Here is a 23,512-nt window from a genome sequence, read left to right as displayed (position 1 = left end):
GTCGGGCAGGTCATCGGGCGGGCGCGGCCTCGACGGCGGGGACGGTGGTCCGCACGTGGTCCCACACCTGTCGGATCCCGTCGGCGAGGGAGGTCGTGGCGGTCCAGCCGAGCACCGACTCCGCGCGGCCGCAGTCCAGCCACGTGGACCGGGCGTCGAAGCCGCGCGCGTCGTGCTGCGCGGGCGCGGGCTCGACGCCGGCGACCTCGTGGACCAGGTGCAGCAGCTCCGCGAGCGAGGTCGGGCGGCCCGACCCGATGTTGAGGACGGTGCTCCCCGGAAGCGCGGACCGGGTGACGCGGAGCACGGCGCGCGCCACGTCGTCGACGTGCACGTAGTCGCGGGCGACGGTCGGGTCCCCGAAGATGTGCACCGACTTCCCCGCGGCCAGCGCGTGGAGCCAGTGCGCGATCACGCCCTGCCCGGGCGCCACCGGCTGCCCCGGGCCGTAGGCGTTCGCCACCCGCAGGACCACGCCCCGGGGGTCGTGCTCCGCGAGCCGCCGCTCGAGCGCGAGCTTGGCGCGGCCGTACTCGGAGCGCGGTCGCGTGGGCGACGTCTCGCGGTGCGGCGGTGGGGCCTCGTAGTCGTAGACGGTGCCGCCCGAGCTGAGCAGGACGTGGCGGGGGGGCTCCGGGAGCCGGCGCACCGCCCGGAGGTAGGCGTCGAACGCCTCCAGGTCGAGCGCGACCCGGTCCGGGTCGTTGTCGGCGATCAGCGGGTTGATCGACGAGGCGGCCCACACCACGTGGTCGCAGCGCGCCACCCGGGGGTCGAGCCCGTCGCCGGTGACGGCCGGGTGCGCCCGGTCGAAGACGTGCACCGTCCGCCCCTCGGCCTCGAGGACGGCGCGGATCCGCGCGCCGATGAACCCGCGCCCGCCGACGACGCCGACGTGCCGGCCCCGGTCGGTCCCGTGGGTCGCGTCACTCATCGCGGGTCTCGCCCCGGGGGACCGGGCTGGAGTCGTTCTCGCACGGAGAGCCATCATGCCGCACCGGGCGGGGCCCCGGCTCCGCGCCCTCGCCCGGGTGCGATGGGACGGGCGCCGCGGCGGGCGCGCGGTCGGTGCGGCGCCGGCGCAGGAGCACCCCGACCGAGGCGAGGACGAGGAGCAGCGCCACGGCGGTGACGGCGGCCCCCACCCGGAGCCCGGGCGGGTCGTAGCGGACCTCCACCGTGTGCACGCCGCCCGGCACCCGCACGGCAGCCATCGCCTGGTCCGCGGGAACGAGGTCCACGGGTGCGCCGTCGAGGGAGGCCGACCACCCGCCGCCACGGACGGAGTCGGCGACGACGAGCCACCCGGCACCGTCGGCGTCGACCCGCACCGTGATCGTGTCCCCGTCGTCGGCGAGCGTCTCCAGCGTGGCCGTCGACGTCCCGGGCAGGCCCTGGGCGTCGGCCCGTTCCTGGAGCACCACGGTGGACACCGGGACCTCGCCCGAGGCGATGGCGGCGAGCCGCTCGTCCTCGTCCCCGATCACGACCTCGTCCGCGGCCCAGCGCAGCCGTGACGCGGCGGCGTCGCGCTGGTAGACGGTCGCGTCGCCGGTGTGCACGACTGTGAGCCCGTCGTCGGCCGGGCGGACGGCGCCGACCGCCCACCCGCCCTGGGCGTCCGTCGGCAGCACGAGGTCCGCGCCGTCGGCGGACAGCGTCAGCCGGAAGGTCTGGTCGGGCGCGATCTCCTCCGCGGCGAGCGCGATCCAGGCCCCGAACGGCTCGGTGGTCGAGGCCGTCGGCCGAGTGGTGGTGGCCAGGACGGTGCCCCACGGGTCGACGGCGCGGAGCGTGAGCGACGTGGCGTCGCCCAGGTCCACCCCCTGGGGCATGACCAGCTGGACACCGCGGATGCCGCCGCTGATCGGCTGCGTCGTGGCGACCTCGCCGTGGGCCACGTCGCTGACCGGGCTGCTCGTGCCAGCCAGTGTGCCGGCCAGCGCCGCCTCCGGGTCGTCGACCCCGTACCGGACGGCCATCCGGTCCAGGACGGGTGAGGTCAGGCCGCCCATGCTCATCGTGGAGTTGGTCCGGGTGGCCATCGCGCGGGGCTCGGCCGCCGTGAGCAGCGTGGTCCACTCGCGGGTGTGGAAGCCGTGGCCGGTGGCCGACCGCAGCGAGTACTGGGACGAGGTCCCCGGCAGCATCGTCCAGCCGACGCCCACGTACCGGTCGGGCCCGAGGTGCTCGGCGAGGAACTCGTGCGTGGGCGTCACCGGGTAGAAGGTGTCCGTGTCCGACCGCGGCCACCACGTCTGGGTCACGACCAGCGCCTGGCCGGCGACGAGCACCGCGACCACCGCCCCCGCGGTGCCGCGGACCGCACGGCCGGGACGGACGGCCGCGAGGACCAGGACGAGCACGCAGACGACGGCTGCGACGGCTGCCGTCACCACCGCCGGCCGCACCGTCCCGGCAGCGCCGGCGGGCGTCGCCCGGGCGGCCAGGGCGACGAGGACCGCGACCGCGAGGCCCGTGGCCGCGGCGGCCGCCCAGCGCAGCGGCCTGCCCCCCGGGCGGCCCCGCCGCACGAGGGCCGCGCGGACCGGGTCGTCCCGCGCGACCAGGGCGTGGAACCCCAGGCCGGCGGCCAGCGCGAGCGCGAAGCCGAGCACGACCCGCAGCCGGGCCACCGAGTTGTTGGAGAAGATCGGCAGCTGCTGGGCGAGCCCGAGCAGCGGGCCGCCGCCGTAGATGAGGGCGATGCAAACGACCACGACCGCGACGGCGAACACCTTGAGCATCCGCAGGTCGCGCGTGCGCTGCCGGGTCGCGAGCGCCGCGACGACGAGCACCACGGCGGCCGCCCCCACGTACGACAGGGACTCGACCGGGTTGGCGCGCACGATCCAGAACGACTCGGCGTGGTCGCTGACGTCGCCGATGAGCTGCGGCACGGCCGTCGTCGCCAGCGCCAGCCAGGACAGGTGCCGCTCGGGGTTCTGCGCCCGGGCCTCGAAGTCGATGGTGCTGAGCGCGTGCAGCGCGAACGGCACCATCTGCCACGCCGCGAGGCCGGCCCCGAGCAGCGCGCCCGTCACCCCGAGCGCGGCGGACCGCAGCCACGCCCGGAGCCCCGCGTGCAGGCTGACGAGGCGCACGACCGCGTACCCGAGCACCGCGTACGCGGCGTAACCGACGACGGCCGGGAAGCCGGTCAGCAGCATCGACGCGACCACGAGTCCCAGGGCGAGTACCTCGCGCCTGCGGCGGAGGACGAGCACGCGGTCGACGGCCCAGAACAGCAGCGGGATCAGGGCCGCCACCCGGGTGTGCGGCCAGTTCGTCCAGGCGATCATGAAGCCGGAGGAGACGAACACCAGCGCGGCGACGGCCCGGGCGCCCGACGAGAGCCCGAGGCGCCGCGTGAACAGCGCCATCCCGGTGGCGGCGACGGCGATCTCGACCAGCTTGACCGCCGCCGTGGCCAGGGTGGTCGGCAGGACGAACCACAGCCACGACATCGGAGAGAAGAGGCCGAGGTCGGGCAGCGCCCCGAGGGGGGTGCCGCCGATGACGAACGGGTTCCACCACCGGATGTCGCCGGCCTGCACCGACTCCTTCAGCAGCGTGGTCTGCGGCACGTAGAAGTCGATCGTGTCGCCGATCCACGTGTTCGTCAGCGTCGGCGCGCCCGCGCTGGACCACGGCGCGTAGCCGAGCAGGTTCTCCGTGCCGAGGAACACCCCGTGCCCGAGCAGCGGCGCGCCCACCGCGAGCAGGGAGAACAGGACCAGGCAGGTCCACGCGACGGTGGCGACGAGGTCCCGGGCGGCCAGGGCCCTCGCGCGGGCCGCCCACCGCCCCACCGCACGGGCGGGGCGGTCGATCCGGGTCCTCACGCGGTGGGCGGCCGATCCGCGAGCAGCGACAGCAGGTACGTCCCGTACCCCGACTTCACCAGCTTCTCCGCCCGCACCCGCAGGTCGTCGTCGGACAGGAACCCGCGGCGCCAGGCGACCTCCTCGGGTGCACCGATCTTGAGCCCCTGCCGGGACTCGATCGTGCGGACGTAGTCCGAGGCCTCGAGCAGCGAGTCGAAGGTGCCGGTGTCCAGCCAGGCGGTCCCGCGGGGGAGCACCTCGACCTGCAGCCGGCCCTGCTCCAGGTAGTGCCGGTTGACGTCGGTGATCTCGTACTCGCCGCGCGCGGACGGCCGCAGGTCCTTGGCGATCGCCACGACGTCGTTGTCGTAGAAGTACAGGCCCGGGACGGCGTAGGAGGACTTCGGCTCCGCGGGCTTCTCCTCCAGGGAGAGCGCGCGGCCCTGGGCGTCGAACTCCACGACGCCGTAGGCGGTGGGGTCGGCGACCCGGTAGGCGAAGACGGCGGCGCCGTCGATGTCCTCGAACCGGGTCAGCTGCGAGCCGAGACCCGGCCCGTAGAAGATGTTGTCGCCCAGCACCAGGGCGGCCGAGTCGCCGCCCACGAAGTCGGCGCCCAGCACGAACGCCTGGGCCAGCCCGTTGGGCTCCGCCTGGACGGTGTAGCTGATCGAGATGCCGAACTGCGAGCCGTCGCCCAGCAGGCGCCGGAACTGCTCCGCGTCGTGCGGCGTGGTGATGACCAGCACGTCCCGGATGCCCGCGAGCATGAGGGTGGACAGCGGGTAGTAGATCATCGGCTTGTCGTAGACCGGGACCAGCTGCTTGCTCACGCCGAGGGTGATCGGGTGCAGGCGGGTGCCGGAGCCTCCCGCGAGGATGATGCCGCGCATGGTCGCCCATTGTGCTGCATCGACGTGCCCCGTGGGGCCGGATCCCGAGGCCGGCCGGGTAGGGGACCGGTGGCGGCACTGGGTACCGCGCGCCCCGCCGTAACGTCCACGGCGATCTGCTCGCGGTCCGCTGCATCTCGGCGCGCGGGCACCCCGACCGCCGAGGAGACCCGAGACCGTGCGTGCCGTGGCCCTGGCGACCGTCGTGCTCGGCGGCCTGATGCTGCTGTGCGGCCTGCCGTTCGCCCTCGCGCTGCGTCGTCCCCGCGACGGCTGGGTCGCCGCCGGGGTGGACGCGCTGCTGCTCGGCGTCGTCGCGCTGCCGCTGGCCGTGACGCTGTGGGCGTGGTGGGGGGTGGCGGGCGCCGTGCTGCCCGCGGCCGCCTGGTGCGCCGCCGCGGTCGCGGTGCTGCGGCGCGGGCGTGCGGGGCTGCCGCCGGCCCCCGCGCGGCCGGGGCGGGACGGCGCGGCCCGGGGGGTGCTGTGGTGCGGGGTGCTGGTCGCCGCGGCGCTGCTGCGGCTGCGCCAGGTGGAGTTCGTGCCGTGGGTCGGCGACATGGGCGCGTACGTGAACTGGGCGAACGAGCTCGTGCGCACGGGGGCGCTGGAGGCCACCTGGCCGCCGCTGCTGCCCGCGTACCTGGCCGTCGGCGGGGCGCTGCTCGGCACCGCGCACACGACCGCGGGCATGGCGCTGGTCGGCCTGGTGCTGGTGCTCGCCCTCGCACGCCTGGCGCAGCAGGTGGGGGTCGGCCCGTGGGCGGTGCTGGCCGCGGGCGCGGTGGTCGCGGTGCACGGGCACGCCGTGTGGTTCGCGACGTTCCCGGCGAGCGAGTCGCTGGCCGCGCCGTTCCTGGTGGTGTGGTTGCTGACGGTGCACCGCGCGCTGACGGCCCCGACGCGCGCGGCCCGGTGGCCGCACGTGCTCGCCGGCGGGGTCGTGGTGGTCGCGCTGTGCCTGCTGCGGGCCAACGGGCCGCTGCTGCTGGTGCCGGTGCTCGCGGTGCTGGTCGCGGTGCTCGCGGTACCCGCCTGGCGGCGGTTCGCCGGCGCCTGGTCCGGGGTGTCCGCGGCGGCGGTGGCCGGCTCGGCGGCCGGCTACTGGTACGGCGTCGCCGTGATCCCGGCGTACTACGTGGACATGCAGCTGCCGCTGTTCCTCCCGGCGCGCGCGCTCGCGGTCCTGGGCGGCCTCGGGGTGCTCGACGGGACGGCCCGCACGGCCGGGCTGCTGCTGGCGGTCGTCGCGGTGGTGTGCGCGGCGCTGCCGGCGCTCGGCGCCCGGGTGGCCCGCCGGGCGGCGGCGTCCCCGGTCCCGCCGTCCCGCCGGTCCGAGACGGCGGTGCTGCTCGCCGCCGCGGTGGCGCTCGCCGGGCTGCTCGCGGTCCTGGCCGTGCAGGACGGCGACGTGTGGCGCATCGCCGGCCGCCTCGGGGTGTGGCTGTGCGCGGCGGGCGTGCTGGGCGCCGCGACCGCGCGGTGGCTCCCCGACGAGGCGGCCCGGCCGGTGCTGCTCGTCGCCGTGGCCACGGTGCTGCTCTACCTGGTGCTGCAGGACGCCCGCCTGGGCGAGCCGCGCGAGCACGCGTTCTACCTGTACTGGGACCGGTACCTGGTCAGCGAGGTGCTGCCGTGCCTGGTCCTGCTCGGGGCGGTCGCCCTGCACCAGGGGTCGCGGGCGGTGGCGGCGGGGCTGCGGCGGCTGCGGGTCGGCCGGCCGGCCGGCGCGGTGGCGGCCCCGGTCGCGGTGGCGGCCACGGTCGCGGTCGTCGTCTGGGCGGCGCCGGGGCTGCGGCACGCGAACGGCGACGCGTTCCTGCGCGGCGCGCGGGCGTTCGCGGAGGACCTCGCGGACGTGGCGCTCGCCCAGGGCGCGCCGGTGGTCTGGGCGGCGGCGGGCGACGACGAGATCGCCGACTACTTCTTCCCGAACACCTGGATGGCGTTCGCCGTGCCCCTCGCCGTCACCTGGGGCCTGGACGTGGCGGACCTGGACGTGGGCGACTTCGAGCCGGACGTGCCGGCCGGCGAGGGCCGGCTGCGGCGGGTCGCGACGTGCGCCGACGGCGACGAGCTGACGGTGCTCGAGGTCGACCGCGGCGGCCCGGGCCTCGCGGAGCGCCTGGACGGGTCCGACATCGCGGTGACGCATCTCGGGAGGGTCCGCGGCAGCTGGCGGGTCCTTCCGCAGCGGCACGAGCCGGACGAGTGGCGGACCGTCGCGTTCGAGGTCGACGCCTGGCGCGCGACCGTGCCCGCCGCGCTCCAGCGCCTGCCGTACGCGTGCGGCGACGGCGCCGTGGACGGCGGTGCCGGCGCAGCGCGGCAGCAGCCGCGGTGACCCCGCCCCAGGTGCGACCGCGGGCCTGAGATAGGTTCACCACGTCCTCTTCGCCCCTCCCTCCTGCGTCAGGATGCTCCATGAAGGTCTTCGTCCAGATCCCCTGCCTCAACGAGGAGGCCACCCTGCCGGCGGTGCTCGCCTCCATCCCGCGGGAGATCCCCGGGGTGGACGAGCTGGAGATCCTCGTCATCGACGACGGCTCCACCGACCGCACGGTCGAGGTGGCCCGCGCGCACGGGGTGCGGCACGTCGTCCAGCACTCGCGGAACCAGGGGCTCGCCCGCTCGTTCCGCGACGGCGTGGACTACGCGCTCGCCCACGGCGCCGACGTGGTGGTGAACACGGACGGGGACAACCAGTACCCGCAGGACCGGATCCCGGACCTGGTGGCGCCGGTGGTCGAGGGCCGTGCGGACATCGTGATCGCGGACCGGCAGACGGCGACGATCGCGCACTTCTCGCCGTTCAAGAAGCTCATGCAGCGGGTCGGCAGCGGCGTGGTGAACTTCGCCGCGGACACCCAGCTGCCCGACGCCGCCAGCGGGTTCCGTGCGTACTCCCGCGCCGCGCTGATCCGGCTGAACGTCGTGACCGAGTTCTCCTACTGCATGGAGACGATCATCCAGGCGGGGCACAAGCGGCTGCGGATCGCGTCGATCCCGGTGACCACCAACGCGAAGACCCGCGAGTCCCGGCTGTTCCGGAACATCTTCCACCACATGGCCAAGTCCGGGTCGGCGATCGTGCGCAGCTACCTCATGTTCAAGCCGTACGTGCTGTTCGCCTGGTTCGCCGCGGTGTTCGGGGTGCTGGCGCTGTTCCCGGCGGTCCGGTTCCTGGTGCTGCACTTCGGGCCGGGCGACAGCGACGGCAACGTCCAGTCGCTGATCTTCGCGGCGATCATGGCGGTGGCCGCCCTGCTCTCGGTCGCGCTCGGCATCCTGTCGGACCTGCTGCGGACGAACCGCACGCTGCTGGAGGAGCAGCTCGAGCGGATCAAGCAGATCCAGTACCCGGGCCCGGGTCAGGCGGCGTAGCCGGGACCGCCGGGGCCTCGGCTGGGGCGCGGGCCGGGCCGCGGCGCGCGAGGAGCGCCGCGGCGCCCGCGGCCCCGGCGTCGGCGACGACCATGAGGACGCGGCTGACCAGCGCGACGAGCAGGGCGTCGGCCGACGACAGCAGGGGGGCCAGGGCCAGCACCAGCGCGGCCTCCCGCGGGCCGGTGCCCGCGGGCGCGATGACGACGAGGAAGCCGACCACCCAGGCGAGCGCGAACGCCCCCGTGCCGAGCACGGCGGCGCGGCCGGGGTCGCCGGGCGCCAGGTCCGCGACCAGCACGGCGGCGTGGGCGCCGAACAGCAGCCACATCACCAGGGCCCAGGCCGCCGACCGGGCGAGGCCGGGGCCGCCGACGCGCACCGGGTCGTCGCCGCGGCGCATCAGGCGCAGGGCGAGCGCGACCAGCCGGTTGAACACGGGCGGCAGCAGGCCGATGATCCCGAGCGGCACCACCGCGATCGCCCACCAGTAGGTGGACAGCGAGCCGGGGGAGGCCGCGGCGAGGCCGACGACGGCCACGGCGCCGCCCACGACGAGCAGCACGGCCAGGGCGGCGAGGGCCACCACGGCGCTGCGCGCGCGGGTCACGCGGTGCGCCCGGCCCAGCTCGGCCTGCGCCACGACGGCCCACACGCTGCCCGGGACGTACTTGCCGAGCTGCCCGTGGTAGTAGATGCGGGCGGCGGCGCCCAGCGGCGGCGCGTCGCCGGTCGCGGCCAGCAGGCTGCGCCAGGACAGCATCTGCGCCACAAGGCCCGCGCAGGCGAGCACGAGGGACAGCGCGACGGTGCCGGCGTCCAGCCGGGTCAGCGCGTCGCCGAGCTCGTCGCGGCGCCCCAGCACCGACCACACGAGCAGCGCCAGCGCGACCGCGAAGAACACCACCCCCACCACTGCTCGCCTGGATCGCACCGCACGAGGATAGGGGGACGGGCCGATCGCCTAGGGTGGGCGCGACCCGCACTCAGCCACACCGAGGAGGTCCGGCGTGCCCGGCACCGGACAGATCGCACGCTCCGCCTACGTCTCCACCTCGCGCGCCGTGCGCGAGGCTGCGCGCCGGACCGGCGTGTACGACCGCCTGGACCGGCGCTACCGGGAGGCGCCGCGCAGCCTCGGGGGCCACCTGCGGACGCTGTTCGCGATCCACGACGTCGAGGACCTGGTCGTCCTGGACCAGCCGTGGTGGACCTACGGCGCGATCGACGCGGTCGCCGAGCACCTCGCGGCGCTCGACGGCCGGGCCCGGGTGTTCGAGTACGGCTCGGGCGCGAGCTCGGTCTGGCTCGGCCGGCGCGCGGCCGAGGTGCACAGCGTCGAGCACCACGCCGGGTTCGCCGGCGTGATGCGCCGCGTGCTCGCCGAGGCCGGCCTCGACGGCACCGTCACGCTGCACGAGGTGCCGCCGACGACCGGCGACGCGCCCGTGGTGCCGTCCGAGCGCGGCGGCGAGGAGGGCAACGACTACGCCGGCTACGTCGCGAGCATCGACGACGTGCCCGGGGAGTTCGACCTGGTGGTGGTGGACGGGCGCGCCCGGGTGGCCTGCCTGCAGCACGCCGCGAAGCGGCTCGCCCCGGGCGGCATCGTGCTGTTCGACGACACGCAGCGGCCGCGGTACGCCGCCGGGCTGGCCGGGAGCGGGCTGCACGTGCAGCGCATCCGCGGCTGGGTCCCGTCGCTGCCGTACCCGCGCGAGACGTCGGTGCTCCGGATCGGCCGGGGCTGACGCGCCGGGCCGCGGGCGGCGGCCCGACCCGGGTGGCCGTTGGGTAGCATCGGACGCCCCACCGCCGCACCCCACGAGGGACCACGTGTACCGCCTGACGAACGCCATCCAGCACTACGCCTGGGGCTCGCCCACCGCGATCCCGACGCTGCTCGGGACCGAGGCGACCGGGGAGCCGGTCGCCGAGGCGTGGTTCGGGGCGCACAGCAGCGCCCCGTCGCACTGCGTGCAGGCGGACGGCACCCCGGGCGCCTCGATGCCCGAGGTGATCGCGGCGGACCCCGCCCGCGTGCTGGGCGAGGACGTCGAGGCGCGGTTCGGCGCGACGCTGCCCTACCTGCTCAAGGTCATCGCCGCGGAGACGCCGCTGTCCCTGCAGGTGCACCCGCACGTCGCCCGCGCGCGCGAGGGGTTCGCCGAGGAGGAGGCCGCGGGCGTCCCCGTGGACGCGCCGCACCGCAACTTCCGTGACCGGAACCACAAGCCGGAGCTCGTCTACGCGCTCACCCGGTTCGAGGCGATGTGCGGGTTCCGCGCCCCGCGCCGGGCGGCCGAGCTGCTCGAGGGCCTGGACGCGCCGCTCGCCAAGGAGCTGCGCGCGATGCTCGCCGAGCAGCCGTCCGCCGCCGGCATCGAGGCCGTGTTCACCCGCCTGCTGCGTCCCGAGACGCGGCCGTCGTCGGAGGAGGTCGGCGAGGTCGCCGTGGCCTGCGCCGCGCGGCTCGAGGCCGGCTCGGTGTCCCCCCGCGCCGACCGCACGGTCGTCCGGCTGCAGGAGACGTACCCGGGCGACCCGGGCGTGGTCACCTCGCTGCTGCTCAACCCCGTGACGCTGCAGCCCGGCGAGGCGCTGTTCGTGCCCGCCGGCGGGGTGCACGCCTACCTCAAGGGGCTCGGCGTGGAGATCATGGCCTCCTCGGACAACGTGCTGCGTGCCGGCCTGACCCCGAAGCACGTCGACGTCGACGAGCTGCTCCGCAACGTCGACTACGTCGCCGCGCCGCCGATCCGGATCGCCCCGGAGAAGTTCCACGGCGCGACCCGGGCCTACTACGCCCCGGTGGACGACTTCGAGCTGTCGGTCACCCGCGTCGACGACGGGCACGAGCACCCGCTGCCGGGCCGCGGCCCGCGCGTCCTGCTCTGCCTCGAGGGCCGGATGACCGTGTCGTCGCGGAACGACGGCGCCCTCACGCTGACCCGGGGCCAGGCGGCGTTCGTGCCGGCGTCCGACGGCGCGCTGCGGGTGCGTGGCGGCGGGACGCTGGTCCAGGCCGACGTCCCCTGACCCGGCCGTGCCGGGTGTGCGGCCGCGCGACGCGGGACGCGCCGGGGCACGACGCGCCGGCGCGGGGCGCCCCGGCCCGGTCCCGCGGGCCGTCGCGCTCGCGCTGAGCCTGCCCGACCGCCTCCCGGTCCTGCTGCTGGCCCTCGGGGTCGCGGCGCTCGTCGCGGTGCTGCTCGGGCAGTTCCGCCCGGTCGTGGTGCTGCCGCTCGCGGCGCTGCTCGCGGCGGCCACCTGGCGGCTCGTGCCGCGGCCGCCGCCGGCGACCCGCGCGCACGTGGGGTCCCTGGTCGCCGTGGTGGCGCTCGTGGCCGGCTGGGTGGTGCTCGGGCTGCGGTCCGTCGCCGAGTACGTCGTGGTCAACCGCGACCCCGGCTTCCTCACGCTCCAGGCGCTCTGGCTCACCGAGCACCCGGCGGCCCCGATCCCCGTGGGCGCCGCCGAGACCGCCGCGGCCGCCGCGGCGGGGGCCGGCGCCGGGACGGAGGCCTTCTGGCTGCACGACGGGCTGCTGCACGCGCAGGGCAACACGGTCGTGCCGGCGCTGCTGGCGGTGCAGGGCTGGGCGGGCGGCGAGCGCGCGGTGCTGGCGGGCAACCTGCTGCTGGGCGCGGTGGGGATCCTCGCCGTGTTCGCGGCCGCCCGGCGGTTCGCCGGTCCGGTGTGGGCGCTCGTGCCGGCCACCGCCCTGGCGCTCAGCCTGCCGTACCTGGAGCTGACCCGGGCGGCCTACACCGAGCCGGTGACCGTGGCCTTCCTCGGGGGCGGGCTCGCGCTGGCGCACGGTCTGTGGCACCCCGCCGCGGCGGGCCCCGCACCGGGGCCGGCGCGGTGGGCGCTCGTCGGGGCACTGACCGGCGCGACCGCGGCGGCCCGGATCGACGGCGCCGTGGTGGTGGCCGGCCTCGCCCTCGCCTGCGTGCTGCTGGCCGCGAGCCCGCTCGGGGCGGCCGACCGGCGCGGCGCGGTGCGGGGAGCGCTCGCCGCCCTGGGCGCGGGCACCGCGATGGTCGTGCTCGGCATGACGGACGTGCTGCTGCTCAGCCCGGAGTACGTGCGGATCCACGCGAGCCAGCTCACGGCGCTGCTCACCGCGACCGGCGTGCTCGTCGCGGCGGCGGTCGTGGTGCTGCTCCTGCCGGGGCCGGTGCTCGCGCGGGCGCGGGCCGGCGTGCACGCCCGCAGGCGGGTCCTGGGTCTCGCCTCGGCCGCCGTCACGCTCCTGCTCGGGGTCGTGCTCGCGAGCCGGCCGCTGTGGTGGGAGGGCCGGTACACCGACGCGGCGAGCGGGTTCGGCTACGCGGTCTCGGTGCTCCAGGAGGCGGCGGGGCAGGCGGTCGACCCGGCCCGCTCCTACGACGAGCAGTCGCTGGCCTGGGTGGGCTGGTACCTGGGGGTGCCGGCGGTCGTGCTCGGGTTCGCGGGGCTGGCCCTGCTCGCGTGGCGCGCGGTCGGCCGGCGCGACCCGGCGGCGGTGCTGCTCGTCGCCGTCGTGGGGGCCGCGGCCGTGTTCCCCCTGGTCCGGGTCAGCATCACCCCCGACCAGATCTGGGCGGTGCGGCGGCTCGTGCCGGCGACGTTCCCGGGCCTGCTGGTGGCCGGCTCGTGCGCGCTGGCCGCGCTCGCGTCCCGGTGGCCGCCGCGGGCGCCCGGGGCGGCGTGGCGCGGCGCGCGGCGCGCGGCCGCGGCCGTGCTGGGGATCGGCGTCGCCGCCTTCCCCCTCACCACCTGGGGCTCGGTCGCGTCCCACGTCGAGCTGTCCGGCCGGGCGACCCAGGCGCACGCGGTCTGCGACGCGCTCGCGGAGCGCGGCGTCGACCGCGTGGTGTGGACCCACTCCAGCCCGTTCCGGTACCTGGCGACGCTCCGGGTGCTGTGCGGGGTCGAGGTCGTGGAGTTCGTCGACCCGCCGACCCGCGCCGAGCTCGCCGCGGTGCGCGCCGCGTGGGGCGGGGGGCCCGTGGCGGCGCTGTCGTTCGACCTGGACGACTACGTCTGGACCGTGCCCCCCACGACGTCGGTCGGCGGGACCGCGTCCTCGACCCTGTCGCGGACGCTCACCGGCCCGCCCACGACGCTCGACACCACGTGGAGCGAGGTGTGGCTGGGGCTGGTGCAGGACGACGGGACCGTCGCGCCCGCAGGCTGAGGCGTCCGCTCAGAGCCGCGCCGTGACCCGCTCCGTCGCCGCGACCCGCTCGGCCCGGTCCGCCGCGTCCCCGTCCTCGGGTCGCAGCAGCACGACCGACCCGCCGCCGGCCAGCACCCCGAGCGTCGTGAGCAGCGCGGACGCCGTGGCGGCGCGCTCCTCGGCGACCGGGAGCAGCGCGCGGGAGCCCGCCGGCACCGGCGCGGCCCCGGCCGCCGCGGCGACGAGGTCGGCGTGCGGGACGGGCGTCCCGCCGACCTCGAGGGCCGGCTCGGACGGCTCGACGGCCGGGGCCCAGCCGACGACGTCGCCGTAGGTCATCACCGACTGCGCCGCGTCGAGGGCGCCCGCGGGCAGGTCGCCGTCGAACCGCCGGGCGAGCGCGGGCAGCGCCACCGCGACGATCCCGGCCCCGCGGGGGAGGCCGAGCGCGCCCGGGCGGTCGGAGACCACCACGTCGGCCGTCGCCGCGGCGGCGTGCGCGTCGGTGGCCACCGTGGCCCCGACCCGCCAGGTCGCCAGCGCCCAGACGACGGTCCGCCAGTGCGGCGGGAGGTCGAGCAGCACGCGCGTCCCGGGGCCGGCGTCCAGCTCCTCGACGAGGAGGTTGGTGGTCTTGCTCACCCAGTTGTCGAGGACCGCCCCGGAGAGCTCGATCCGCTCGCCGGCCGGGCCGTACCAGGTCAGGCGGGGGCGGCCCGGCTCGCTGAGCAGGGCGGACAGGACGTCGGCGACGGAGGCGGCGGGGCGGGGCGTGGAGAGCGGCACGTGAGCAGCCTAGGGGCCGTGTTCACGCGGATCCGGACATATCGGCCAGGATGGGCTCCGATACCAGTCTTCCGCTTGACTACGCGGAACGACACGCGTGTAATTCCCTGGAACGGGTGGCACGCGGGGCACTGCGGGCGCCGACGGACCATCGACACCGAGCACGACGGGGGAGGCACACATGTGGAGTCTGCTCGACGACGAGGGACCCTTCCCGTCCGAGGCGCGCACGACCCAGCCCGAGGCGGTCGCGCCCGTGCTGCCGCTCTTCGGCGCGCCCGAGGACGACGGCATCATGGGCTGGCAGGAGCGCGCCCTGTGCGCCCAGACGGACCCCGAGGCGTTCTTCCCCGAGAAGGGCGGCTCGACCCGCGAGGCCAAGAAGGTCTGCACCGGCTGCGAGGTCCGGGCGGAGTGCCTCGAGTACGCGCTCGCCAACGACGAGCGGTTCGGCATCTGGGGCGGGCTGTCCGAGCGTGAGCGCCGCAAGCTCAAGCGGCGTGTGGTCTGATCGCGCCCGCCGGGGCGCCTGACGTCGTGACCGCCAGCACGCTGCACCCCGGCGCGCCCGCCACGGGCTCCCTCCCCGCCGCCGCACCGGTGACGGTGGTGGTGGTCGCCCGCGGCGTCACGCCGTTCCTCGCGACGACGCTCCGCGCGCTCGCCGCCCAGACCCGCGCGCCCGCCCGCGTGCTGCTGGTCGACGCGGGCGACCGCCCCGACCCGGGCCTCGCCGCCGTGCTGCGCGACGCGGGCCTGCCCGCGGGCACCACGACGCTGCTGACGGCCCCCGGTGCCCGCAGCTTCGGCGACGCCGTGCGGGCCGCCGTGGCGGCCGAGGCGGACCTGCCCGGGGGCGGCGCCCCCTGGCTGTGGCTGCTGCACGACGACGCCGCCCCGGACCCGGCCGCGCTGGCCGAGCTGGTCCGCGCGGTGCAGGCCGCGCCGTCCGTCGGCGTCGCCGGCGTGAAGCAGCGCACCTGGACCGCGCCCGCCCGGCTGCTCGAGGTCGGCGTCCGCACCTCGCGGTCCGGCCGGCGGATGACCGACATGGAGCCCGGTGAGGTCGACCAGGGCCAGCACGACGGGCGCGAGGACGTGCTCGGCGTCGGCGTGGTCGGCGCGCTCGTCCGCCGGGACGTCTGGCAGGAGCTGCGCGGCACCGACCCGGCCCTGGGCCCGTTCGGCGACGGGCTCGACCTGTCCCGGCGCGCCCGCCTGGCCGGGCACCGGGTGCTCGTGGTGCCCTCCGCCGTCGTCCGGCACGCGCAGGCCGGGTACCACGGCCTGCGCGACCCCGGCACCGACCCCGCCTCGATCGTCGACCTGGACGCCGACGGCGAGCCCGACGGCGCCGACCCGCGGCGGTCGTTCGCCGCGCGCCGGGCCGCCCTGCTGCACCAGCGGCTCGTCTGGGCGCCGCTGCCGCTGGTGCCGTTCGTCGCGGTCATGGCCGTCCTCGCCGGGCTGGTCCGGGTGCTGGTCCGGGTCGCCACCAAGGAGCCCGGTCTGGCCGCCGCCGAGCTCGCCGCGCCCCTGCGCGCCCTCGGCCGGCCCGCCGCCGTCGCCCGCGCCCGGGCCCAGGCGCGCCGCACGCGCGCGGTCCCGCGCCGGACGCTGCGGCCGCTGCAGGCCGACGGCCGCACCGTGTGGCGGCAGTGGCGCGACCGACGGCTCACGCGGGCCGAGGCCCGTCGGGTCGTCCGCGCGCCGAGCGAGCTGGAGCTGCGCGAGCTCGCGGCGCTGGCCCTGCGCCGCCGCGCGGGTCTCGTCGCCGTCGCCGTCGTCCTGGTCACCGTCACCGGCGCCGCGTTCGGCCCGCTCGTGCTCGGCACCCTGTCGGGGGAGCCGCTGGTCGGGGGCGCGCTGCTCGCGGCGTCCTCCGGCCTGGGGGACGTCTGGGCCGCGGCCACCAGCGGCTGGGTGTCCGGCGGGCTCGGCTCGCCCGGGCCGGCGGACGCGTTCGTCACCGCGGTGCTGCCCGGCACCGCCGTCGCCGGGGGCAGCCTGGGCGTCGCGCTCGCCGTCCTCGTGCTCGGGTCGGTGCTGCTGTCCGGGCTGGGCGCCTGGTTCGCCGCCGGCGCCGCCACGCGCTCCGTCGGCGTGCGGATGTGGGCCGCGGTCGTGTGGGCGGCCCTGCCGAGCCTGCTGCTCGCCGCGGGTCAGGGCCGCGCCGGGGCGGTGCTCGTGCACGCGGCGCTGCCCTGGCTGGTGCTCGCGCTGGCGCGGGCCGTCGGGGCGCAGCAGGTCGACGTCGTGCTCTCCGGCGTCGCCACCGCGGCGCGCGCCGAGGACGGCGCCGGGCTGCCCGCGCGGGACCCCGGTGCGGAGGAGTGGCCGGACCCCGAGGCCTGGGCGCGGGCGGGCGAGCCCGCGCGCCGGCGCGGACGCCGGGCCGCGGGACGCGGCGACGCCGCCGCGGTCGAGGCGGCGACGCCGGCCCCGGCCGAGCCGGACGCCCTGGCCGAGCCGGACGCCCCGGCCGAGCCGGACGCCCCGGCGACCGACGAGGACCACGCCGAGCGGGCCGCGGCGGATCGCGACGAGCTCGCCGACGTGACGCCCGTCCGCGGGACCCGGGCGGTGCCCGCCACCGGGCCGACCCCCACCGTGTCGGCCCGCGTGCCGGACGGAGACGGCGGCGAGCCGGACGCGGCCGAGGACCCGGTGGAGCCGCAGGCCGGCACGGGCGCGCCGCCGGTCGGCGCCCGGGACGCCGCCGCCGGTGACGACCGGGAGGCCGTGGCCGACGCGTCCCCCGACCCCGCCGACGACCTGCCCGCCGCTCCCGCGCGCCGCCCCGGCTCGATCGCCGCGGCCGCCGCCGCGTCCCTGGCGTTCGCCGCCGTCGCGGCGGGGGCGCCCGCGCTGCTGCTGCCCGGCGTCCTGGTGCTGCTCGTCGTCGCCGCCTGCGCCCCGCGCGGCCGCCGGCTGAGGGTCGCCCTCGCCGCGGTGCCCGCCCTGGTGCTGCTCGGCCCGCTGCTGGCGGAGGCGGCGTCCCGCGGCGTCGACGGCCTGCGCCTGCTGCTCGCCGACCCGGGGGCCCCGCTGGCCTCGGACCCGGCCTCCCCGGTGGCGGTGCTGCTGGGCGTGCCGGTCGACGCCGCCGCGCTGGTCCCGTCGTGGCTGCCGGGCTGGGTGCCCGACGGCGCCGCCACCTGGTGGCCGGTGGCGACGGGCGGCGCGGTGCTGCTGCTCGCGCTGATCGCCCTGCTCCGCGGCGCGCCCGTCGCCCGGGCCGTCCGGCTCGGCTGGTTCGTCGCGGCCGTCGGCGTGGCCGTCGCCCTGGTCGGCGCGCGGGTGGCCGTCGGCGCCGACGACGACGGCACGGTCGTCGTCGGCTGGGCCGGCTCCGGGGTCTCGCTCGCGATGGCCGGGCTGCTCACCGCCGCGGTGCTCGGCACCCGGGGGACCCGGGCCTGGCTGGACCGCGCGTCCTTCGGCTGGCGCCAGCTCACCGCCGCCGTCGTCACCGTCCTGGTCGTGGCGCTGCCGCTGCTCGCCTGGGGCGGCTGGGCCTGGCAGGCGCGGGACGGCGCCGCCGCGGACCTCACGACCCTGGACCGCGCGGTCGTGCCGGCGATCGGCCGGCAGACCCAGCAGTCGGCGGACGCCCCCCGGGTGCTCGCGCTCACCCCGTCGGCCGCGCCGGACGCGTCCGCCGCCGGTGCGGTGGACTGGCAGCTGCTCCGCGGCGACGGCCCGCAGGTCCTGGAGTCCGCCGGGGCGGCCCGCACGGCCGGGCTCGCCGGCCCGCTCGCGGACGCCGCCGCGGCCGAGCCGGACGCCGCCGACGCCGAGGTCGTCGCGGTGGTCGGTGCGCTCGCCGTCGGGTCCAGCACCGACGTCGCCGCCGACCTCGCGGCGCTCGCCGTCGCGGACGTCCTGGTGCCGCCGCTGCCCGCGGGGGAGGACGACCTCACCCGGCAGCAGGCGCGCACGGCCCTGGTCGGCCGGCTGGACGCCACCCCCGGGCTGGAGCGGATCACCGAGGTCGACTCGGGCGTGATCTGGCGCGTGCAGCCCGCGGGCGGCGCGGTCGGCGAGGCGTCGACCGGGTCCGCGGACGCCGCCGACGCCGCCGCCGTGACCGCCTGGGCCCGCCTCGTCCCCGACGCGCGCGCCACCCAGGACGCCGCCGGCCTCGCGTCCGCCGACGCGGTCGCGGTGCCCGCGGAGCCCGGGGTCGTCCCGCGGGTGGACACCGAGATCCAGCCGGGCGACCCCGGCAGGCTGCTGGTGCTCGCCGAGCGCGCGGACGCCGGCTGGCGCGCGACGCTGGACGGCCGGCCGCTGCGCGCGGTGACCGACGGCTGGCGGCAGACGTTCGAGGTCGGGGCGGAGGGTGGCCGGCTGGTCGTCACCCACCGTGCGCCCGACCGGACGGCGTGGACGGTCGCGCAGGGCACGGTGGGGCTGCTCGCCCTGCTGCTCGCGCTGCCGGTCCGGCGCCGTCGGGCTGGGAGGCGATGACGTGACGGACCCGACCACCGGGCGCCGGCGCCGGACCGGGCGCGCCGCGCGCGTCCTGTCCGGGGCGCTGGTGCTGGCCCTGACCGGCGGCGTGGTGGCGCTCGCGGTGGCAGCGCCGGCCGACGAGCCGGACCCCGTGCCGGCCGCGACCGTCGACGTCGCCCCGACCGCGGCGACCCTGGTCTGCCCCGGCCCGCTGCAGCTGCCCGACGACACCCTGTCCGGCGACTCGGCGTTCGACCGGGTGCCCGTCGCCCCGGTCGAGAAGGTCACCGGGTTCGACACCGTCGCCTCCGGCACCGCGTCGCTCACGGTGCTCGGCGCCGACCCCGTCGCGCTCGCGGGCGGCACCGGGTCGGTGTCCGCCCCGACCGCGGCGACGGTGCTGCGCGCGGAGCCGGCCGGCGACGAGCCGGCCCGGGTCGCCGGCGCCACCTCCTCCGTCGTCATCGACGGCGACCTGCGGGGCCTCGCCGCCGCCTCCTGCGCACGCCCGTCCGCGGACGTCTGGCTGGTGGGCGGCAGCACCGAGATCGAGAGCACCGCGGACCTGGTGGTCGTGAACCCGGGCGCGACGCCCGCGGACGTGACCGTCCAGGCCTGGGGCCCCTCGGGCGCCGTGGACCTGGCGAACGGGGGCACGTTCCTCGTCGCGCCCGGCGCGCAGCGGGTGCTCTCCCTGCCCGGCGTCGCCGCCGAGCAGCGCCGGATCGCGGTCCGGGTCACCGCCGCCGGCGGCCAGGTCTCCGCCTACCTGCAGGACTCGCTGCTCGACGGGTTCACCCCGCGCGGCACCGACCTCGTCACCGCGGGCACCGGCCCGGCGACGACCCAGGTGGTGCCCGGCATCTCCGTGGTCGCCACCGACGTGGACGCCGCGGACGCGGGGGCCCTACGGCTGCTCGTCCCCGGCGAGGTGGGCGCGACGGCCTCGGTGCGGCTGCTCGGGCCGGACGGCGACGTCGCGCTGCCCGGCGCCCAGGACCTCGACCTGCCCGCCGGCGAGGTGACCGACGTGTCCCTCGGCGGGCTGGCCGCGGGCAGCTACACCGCCGTGGTCGAGTCCACCGAGCCCGTCGTGGCCGGCGCGATGATCGCCCGCGAGGGGAAGGCCGGCGAGCTCGACGAGGGCCCGCGCCTGGAGCGCGCCTGGGCCGCGGCCGCCACGCCGGGCAGCGGGCTCGTCGCCGTCCCGGCGGGGTCGACGGGCACGCTCACCCTGACGGCCGTGCCGACGGACGACGCCGCCGCCGAGCCGGCGCCCACCGCCACCGCTGTCCCCAGCCCCGAGCCCACCGAGGGCCAGCGGCCGGACCCCGAGGCGACCGCCGCCGCGCAGGGCCCGACGGTGACCGTGACGCTGCGCGCGTACGGCGCGGCCGGCGCCGTGGGCGAGGAGGAGGTCGAGGTGCCGGTGGGGTCGACCGTGGCCTACCCGACGAGCGGGCTCGGCACCGGCGTCGCGGGCGTCGAGGTCGTGGCCCCGGACGACGCGTCGGTCGACCTGGCGTGGGCGCTGTACGCCGCGGTCGCCCGGCCGAGCGGCCCGCTGGTCTCGGTGCTCTCGCCGGTCACGGACGCCGCCGCGGTGAGCACCGCGCAGGTGCGCGAGGCGACGCGGATCGGCCTGGGCTGAGCCGCCCGGGCCGCGCGGGGTCTCAGCGGGCCGCGCGCAGCTCCACGACCTCGCGCGCCCGCAGGCCTAGCGACACCGCCACGCGCACCGGCCACTGGTACCACCGGTGGTACCGCCGGTGCAGGTAGCGCTCGGCCGACCGGTGGTGCGCCGAGATCATCGCGGCCGGCTTCGCCTTCCAGGACACGCCGCCGACGTGCGTCACCCGCGCCGCGGGCACGTACACGTTCGGCCGCCCGGCCAGCGCCAGCCGCTCGCCCAGGTCCACGTCCTCGAAGAACATGAAGTAGTCGTCGTCGAACCCGCCGACCGCCTCGAACGCGTCCCGCCGCAGCAGCAGGCAGGCGCCGGAGAGCCACCCCGCGTACCGCTCGGTGCCCGCGGTCTCCTGGCGGCGCTGGTACGCGCGGGTCCAGGGGTTGCCCGGCCAGACCTTGCCGAGCACCGCGTGCCCGGCGCCCTGGGTGAGTGAGGGCAGCTCGCGCGCCGACGGGTAGACCGTGCCGTCCTCGTTCAGCAGCGCGGGCCCGAGCGCGCCGGCGTCCGGGTGCCGCGCGGCGGCGTCGAGCAGCGTGTCGAGCGAGCCGGGCTCCCAGACGACGTCCGGGTTCGCCACCACGAGGAACGGCTGCGTCGCCCCGCGCGCGCCGGCGTTCGCCCCGCCGCCGTAGCCGAGGTTCTCGCCCGTGCGGACCACCCGGCCGCCCGCCGCGGCGGCCACCTCGTCGGCGGTCCCGGGCTCCGTGCCGTTGTCGACCAGCACCAGCTCGACCGGCGCGGTCGTCGCCTCCGCCAGGGAGCGGGCGAAGTCGGCCAGCTCCGGCCCGGGGTGGTAGACGATCGTGACGACGCGGACGGCGGGGCGGTCCGCGGCCGGCTCCGGGGGCGGGGTGGTGGCGGCGCGGTGCGGCTCGGGGGTGGTCGTCATGGCCGGGTCAGGCTACCGCCCGTCCCCGAGCTCCGGGTCGACCTCCTCGGGGGAGCGGCCCAGCAGGTGCGCCACCTGCTCGACGACGACCTCGTGCACCACGTCCGCGAGCTCGTCCGCGTCGACCGAACGGGACTCCACCGGGCGCCGGTACACCACGATCCGCGGCGGCAGGCCCGGCTGGGACGGGAACGACCGCCCGAGCGGCACGCCGCCGGACTCCCACGGCGCCGGGTCGGACGGCGGCACGTCCTCGACGGCGAACTCCACCCCGTCGAGGTACTTGCCCCAGCGGGCCTCCAGGCGCTCCACCGAGTCCAGCACCAGGTCGTCGAACCGCTCCGCCCGGGTGCGGTGCGCGGGCAGCGTCGGCGGGAGCAGCGGGCCGCGGATGCCGCGGCCCCGGCGGTCCCGCCGTCGGACCGCGCCGACGCGGGGGACCGGTCCGCCGGGTGTGCCGGGGACGGCGGGGACGTGCCGTCGGGGTGCCACCCCGGCACTGTATCCGGGTGACAACGCGGGTCGCGCGCACGCTCCCGCGGCGGGCGGCGGTAGGTTCTACCCCGTGAGACCCGTCCGCCAGTGCTCCCGCACCGCGTGCGGTCGTCCGGCGGTCGCGACCCTGACGTACGTGTACGCCGACTCGACGGCCGTCCTCGGCCCGCTCGCCACCCTCGCCGAGCCGCACTCCTACGACCTGTGCGCCGAGCACGCCTCGCGCCTCACGGCCCCGCGCGGGTGGGACGTCGTCCGGCTGACGCCCGAGTTCGTGGAGACCGGCCCGAGCCACGACGACCTGCTCGCGCTCGCCGACGCCGTGCGCGAGGCCGGCCGGCCGGCGCCCCGGCACGCGGCGGCCGTGCCGGACGGGCTGCCCCCGGCCGCGGAGCTCGACACCGAGCGGCGCCGCGGGCACCTCCGCGTCCTGCGCGGCGAGCAGGACTAGCCCGCGATGGCCGGGTCGGGGGGCGGTGCGGCGGGACGCCGCAAGGGGCGGCGCGGCGAGCCCGAGCCGACGCCGCTGGGCTCGCTCAGCCAGGCCGGCTCGGAGCACGCGCCCGGCACCGAGGAGTGCGAGTCGTGCGGGTCGGCCCGCCTCACCCGGCTGCACCTCGCCCTCGCCGACGGGACGGACGTGACGTTCGTGTCCTGCCACGAGTGCGAGCACCGGGCGTGGTTCCCGCTGGACGGCGACGGGACGTCGCTCAGCCGGGACGAGGTCGTGCGGCGGTCGAGCAAGGGCTGAGCCCGCGGCGTCACCGCACGAGCGCCGCTCCGGAGCCCGCGTCGAACGCGTGCACCGACCCCGCCGCCACGTGCGCGGTCGTCCGGTCGCCCGGGCGCAGCGCGGACTCGGCCGGCACCTTCGCCACGATCCGGTGCGCGCCGGACCGGAGGGTCGCGTACGCGTCCTCTCCCCGCAGCTCCAGCAGCTCCACCTCGGCGCTGAGCTCGGCGTCGCCGTCCCGGGCCGCGGCGGCACCGACGCGCACGTGCTCCGGCCGGACGCCCAGGCTCACGTCCTCGCCGTCGGGCACGCGCTCGCAGCCGGCGGGTCGCCACCCGCGCGGGACCACGGCGTCGGGGACCCGCACCGCGCCGCCGGCCACGCGCGCGGGCAGCAGGTTGATCTCCGGCTCCCCGAGGAAGGTGGCGACGAACCGGTCGGCCGGGCGGACGTAGAGCTCGCGCGGGGTGCCCTGCTGCCGGATGACCCCGTCCCGGAGCAGCACCACCCGGTCCGCCATGGTCATCGCCTCCACCTGGTCGTGCGTGACGTAGACGGTGGTCACGCCGAGCGCGCGGTGCAGCGCGAGGATCTCGGCCCGCATGGTGCCGCGCAGCTTCGCGTCCAGGTTCGACAGCGGCTCGTCCATCAGGAAGATCCGGGACTCCTGGACCATCGCGCGTGCCAGCGCGACGCGCTGCCGCTGCCCGCCGGACAGCTCGGCGGGCGGACGGTCGAGGTAGGGCGTGAGGCCGAGCGTCTCGGCGACGGCGCCCACCTTCTCCCGCACGACGCCCCGGGGGGTGCGGCGCAGGCGCAGGCCGAAGGAGATGTTCTGCGCGACGGACATGTGCGGGTAGAGGGCGTAGTTCTGGAAGACCATCGACACGTCCCGGTCCTTGGGGTGCACGTCGTTCACCCGCCGGCCGTCGACGAGGACGTCCCCGGCGGTGACGTCCTCGAGCCCGGCGAGCATCCGGAGCAGGGTGGACTTGCCGCACCCGGACGGGCCGATGAGCACGACGAACTCGCGGTCCTCGATGGTGAGCGAGACATCGTCCACGGCGAGCGTGCTGGTGCCGTAGACCTTCGAGACGCGGGACAGCTCGATCGTGGGCATGGGGGCTCCGTTCAGGAGGCGCCGCGTGCGGCGCCTCCTGAACGGAGCCCCCATGCCCACGATCGAGCTGTCC

The 23,512-nt window shown here is 77.7% G+C and carries 18 protein-coding genes; 10 read left to right on the top strand and 8 right to left on the bottom strand.

Translation table 11 applies throughout. The features are described from left to right. Positions 1-10: 10 nt before the first annotated feature. From MHY85_RS12670 to rfbA, 3 genes are read right to left on the bottom strand one after another with little or no spacing between them, the layout of a single operon-like run. The gene (locus tag MHY85_RS12670; RefSeq protein ID WP_239196824.1) at positions 11-934 is read right to left on the bottom strand and encodes an NAD-dependent epimerase/dehydratase family protein; all 924 of its coding nucleotides are present in this window, start codon (positions 932-934) and stop codon (positions 11-13) included. Next, positions 927-3,845: a DUF6044 family protein gene (locus MHY85_RS12665; RefSeq protein ID WP_239196822.1), complete on the bottom strand. Its 2,919-nt coding sequence runs from the start codon at positions 3,843-3,845 to the stop codon at positions 927-929. The genes MHY85_RS12670 and MHY85_RS12665 overlap by 8 nt, the downstream gene beginning before the upstream one ends. Then, positions 3,842-4,720 carry a glucose-1-phosphate thymidylyltransferase RfbA gene (gene rfbA, locus MHY85_RS12660; protein WP_239196820.1) on the bottom strand — a complete coding sequence of 293 codons (879 nt, stop codon included), beginning with the start codon at positions 4,718-4,720 and terminating at the stop codon, positions 3,842-3,844. The genes MHY85_RS12665 and rfbA overlap by 4 nt, the downstream gene beginning before the upstream one ends. A gap of 187 nt (positions 4,721-4,907) precedes the next feature. On the opposite strand from rfbA, the gene MHY85_RS12655 reads away from it, so the two are divergent. Continuing rightward, positions 4,908-7,061 (top strand): hypothetical protein, encoded by a 2,154-nt coding sequence (locus MHY85_RS12655; RefSeq protein ID WP_239196818.1) that lies wholly within the window; start codon positions 4,908-4,910, stop codon positions 7,059-7,061. Positions 7,062-7,141: 80 nt separating this feature from the next. After that, positions 7,142-8,101 carry a glycosyltransferase family 2 protein gene (locus MHY85_RS12650; protein ID WP_239196816.1) on the top strand — a complete coding sequence of 320 codons (960 nt, stop codon included), beginning with the start codon at positions 7,142-7,144 and terminating at the stop codon, positions 8,099-8,101. Here the strand turns inward: MHY85_RS12650 and MHY85_RS12645 are convergent. Next, on the bottom strand, positions 8,061-9,035 hold the full coding sequence (locus tag MHY85_RS12645; protein ID WP_239196814.1) for a lysylphosphatidylglycerol synthase domain-containing protein: 975 nt from the start codon (positions 9,033-9,035) through the stop codon (positions 8,061-8,063). The genes MHY85_RS12650 and MHY85_RS12645 overlap by 41 nt on opposite strands. A gap of 76 nt (positions 9,036-9,111) precedes the next feature. Here MHY85_RS12645 and MHY85_RS12640 point away from each other — a divergent pair, with 76 nt between their 5' ends. The 3 genes from MHY85_RS12640 (at position 9,112) to MHY85_RS12630 (ending at position 13,286) form a co-directional block, all read left to right on the top strand. Beyond that, entirely contained in the window at positions 9,112-9,852 is a 741-nt protein-coding gene (locus tag MHY85_RS12640; protein WP_239196812.1) for a class I SAM-dependent methyltransferase, read from the top strand. A gap of 85 nt (positions 9,853-9,937) precedes the next feature. Next, on the top strand, positions 9,938-11,140 hold the full coding sequence (gene manA / locus MHY85_RS12635; protein WP_239196810.1) for a mannose-6-phosphate isomerase, class I: 1,203 nt from the start codon (positions 9,938-9,940) through the stop codon (positions 11,138-11,140). Between the two features lie 7 nt (positions 11,141-11,147). Then, positions 11,148-13,286 carry a hypothetical protein gene (locus MHY85_RS12630; protein ID WP_239196808.1) on the top strand — a complete coding sequence of 713 codons (2,139 nt, stop codon included), beginning with the start codon at positions 11,148-11,150 and terminating at the stop codon, positions 13,284-13,286. Positions 13,287-13,295: 9 nt separating this feature from the next. Here the strand turns inward: MHY85_RS12630 and MHY85_RS12625 are convergent, their stop codons facing one another. Beyond that, positions 13,296-14,054 carry a TIGR03089 family protein gene (locus MHY85_RS12625; RefSeq protein ID WP_239196806.1) on the bottom strand — a complete coding sequence of 253 codons (759 nt, stop codon included), beginning with the start codon at positions 14,052-14,054 and terminating at the stop codon, positions 13,296-13,298. 181 nt (positions 14,055-14,235) lie between these two features. Between MHY85_RS12625 and MHY85_RS12620 the strand changes: the two genes are divergently transcribed. Genes MHY85_RS12620 through MHY85_RS12610 form a run of 3 tightly spaced genes read left to right on the top strand, consistent with a single transcriptional unit; the run spans position 14,236 to position 20,163 of the window. After that, positions 14,236-14,565 (top strand): WhiB family transcriptional regulator, encoded by a 330-nt coding sequence (locus tag MHY85_RS12620; RefSeq protein WP_158372294.1) that lies wholly within the window; start codon positions 14,236-14,238, stop codon positions 14,563-14,565. Positions 14,566-14,591: 26 nt separating this feature from the next. After that, positions 14,592-18,527: a glycosyltransferase gene (locus MHY85_RS12615; RefSeq protein ID WP_239196804.1), complete on the top strand. Its 3,936-nt coding sequence runs from the start codon at positions 14,592-14,594 to the stop codon at positions 18,525-18,527. A 1-nt stretch (position 18,528) separates the two neighbouring features. After that, positions 18,529-20,163: a DUF5719 family protein gene (locus MHY85_RS12610; protein WP_239196802.1), complete on the top strand. Its 1,635-nt coding sequence runs from the start codon at positions 18,529-18,531 to the stop codon at positions 20,161-20,163. Positions 20,164-20,185: 22 nt separating this feature from the next. Here MHY85_RS12610 and MHY85_RS12605 read toward each other — a convergent pair whose 3' ends face one another. Next, positions 20,186-21,091 (bottom strand): glycosyltransferase family 2 protein, encoded by a 906-nt coding sequence (locus MHY85_RS12605; RefSeq protein WP_239196800.1) that lies wholly within the window; start codon positions 21,089-21,091, stop codon positions 20,186-20,188. 12 nt (positions 21,092-21,103) lie between these two features. Beyond that, on the bottom strand, positions 21,104-21,583 hold the full coding sequence (locus tag MHY85_RS12600; protein WP_239196798.1) for a metallopeptidase family protein: 480 nt from the start codon (positions 21,581-21,583) through the stop codon (positions 21,104-21,106). A 73-nt stretch (positions 21,584-21,656) separates the two neighbouring features. On the opposite strand from MHY85_RS12600, the gene MHY85_RS12595 reads away from it, so the two are divergent. Continuing rightward, the gene (locus MHY85_RS12595; protein WP_239196796.1) at positions 21,657-22,037 is read left to right on the top strand and encodes a DUF3499 domain-containing protein; all 381 of its coding nucleotides are present in this window, start codon (positions 21,657-21,659) and stop codon (positions 22,035-22,037) included. A gap of 6 nt (positions 22,038-22,043) precedes the next feature. Then, complete coding sequence (locus MHY85_RS12590) at positions 22,044-22,337, top strand: hypothetical protein (protein ID WP_239196794.1); 294 nt, start codon at positions 22,044-22,046, stop codon at positions 22,335-22,337. Positions 22,338-22,347: 10 nt separating this feature from the next. On the opposite strand, the gene MHY85_RS12585 is transcribed toward MHY85_RS12590, so the two are convergent. Then, complete coding sequence (locus MHY85_RS12585; RefSeq protein WP_239196792.1) at positions 22,348-23,439, bottom strand: ABC transporter ATP-binding protein; 1,092 nt, start codon at positions 23,437-23,439, stop codon at positions 22,348-22,350. Positions 23,440-23,512 lie beyond the last annotated feature (73 nt).

Source organism: Cellulomonas sp. ACRRI, assembly GCF_022346185.1.
Taxonomy (GTDB): domain Bacteria; phylum Actinomycetota; class Actinomycetes; order Actinomycetales; family Cellulomonadaceae; genus Cellulomonas.
This window is presented reverse-complemented; position numbering and strand designations above follow the sequence as displayed.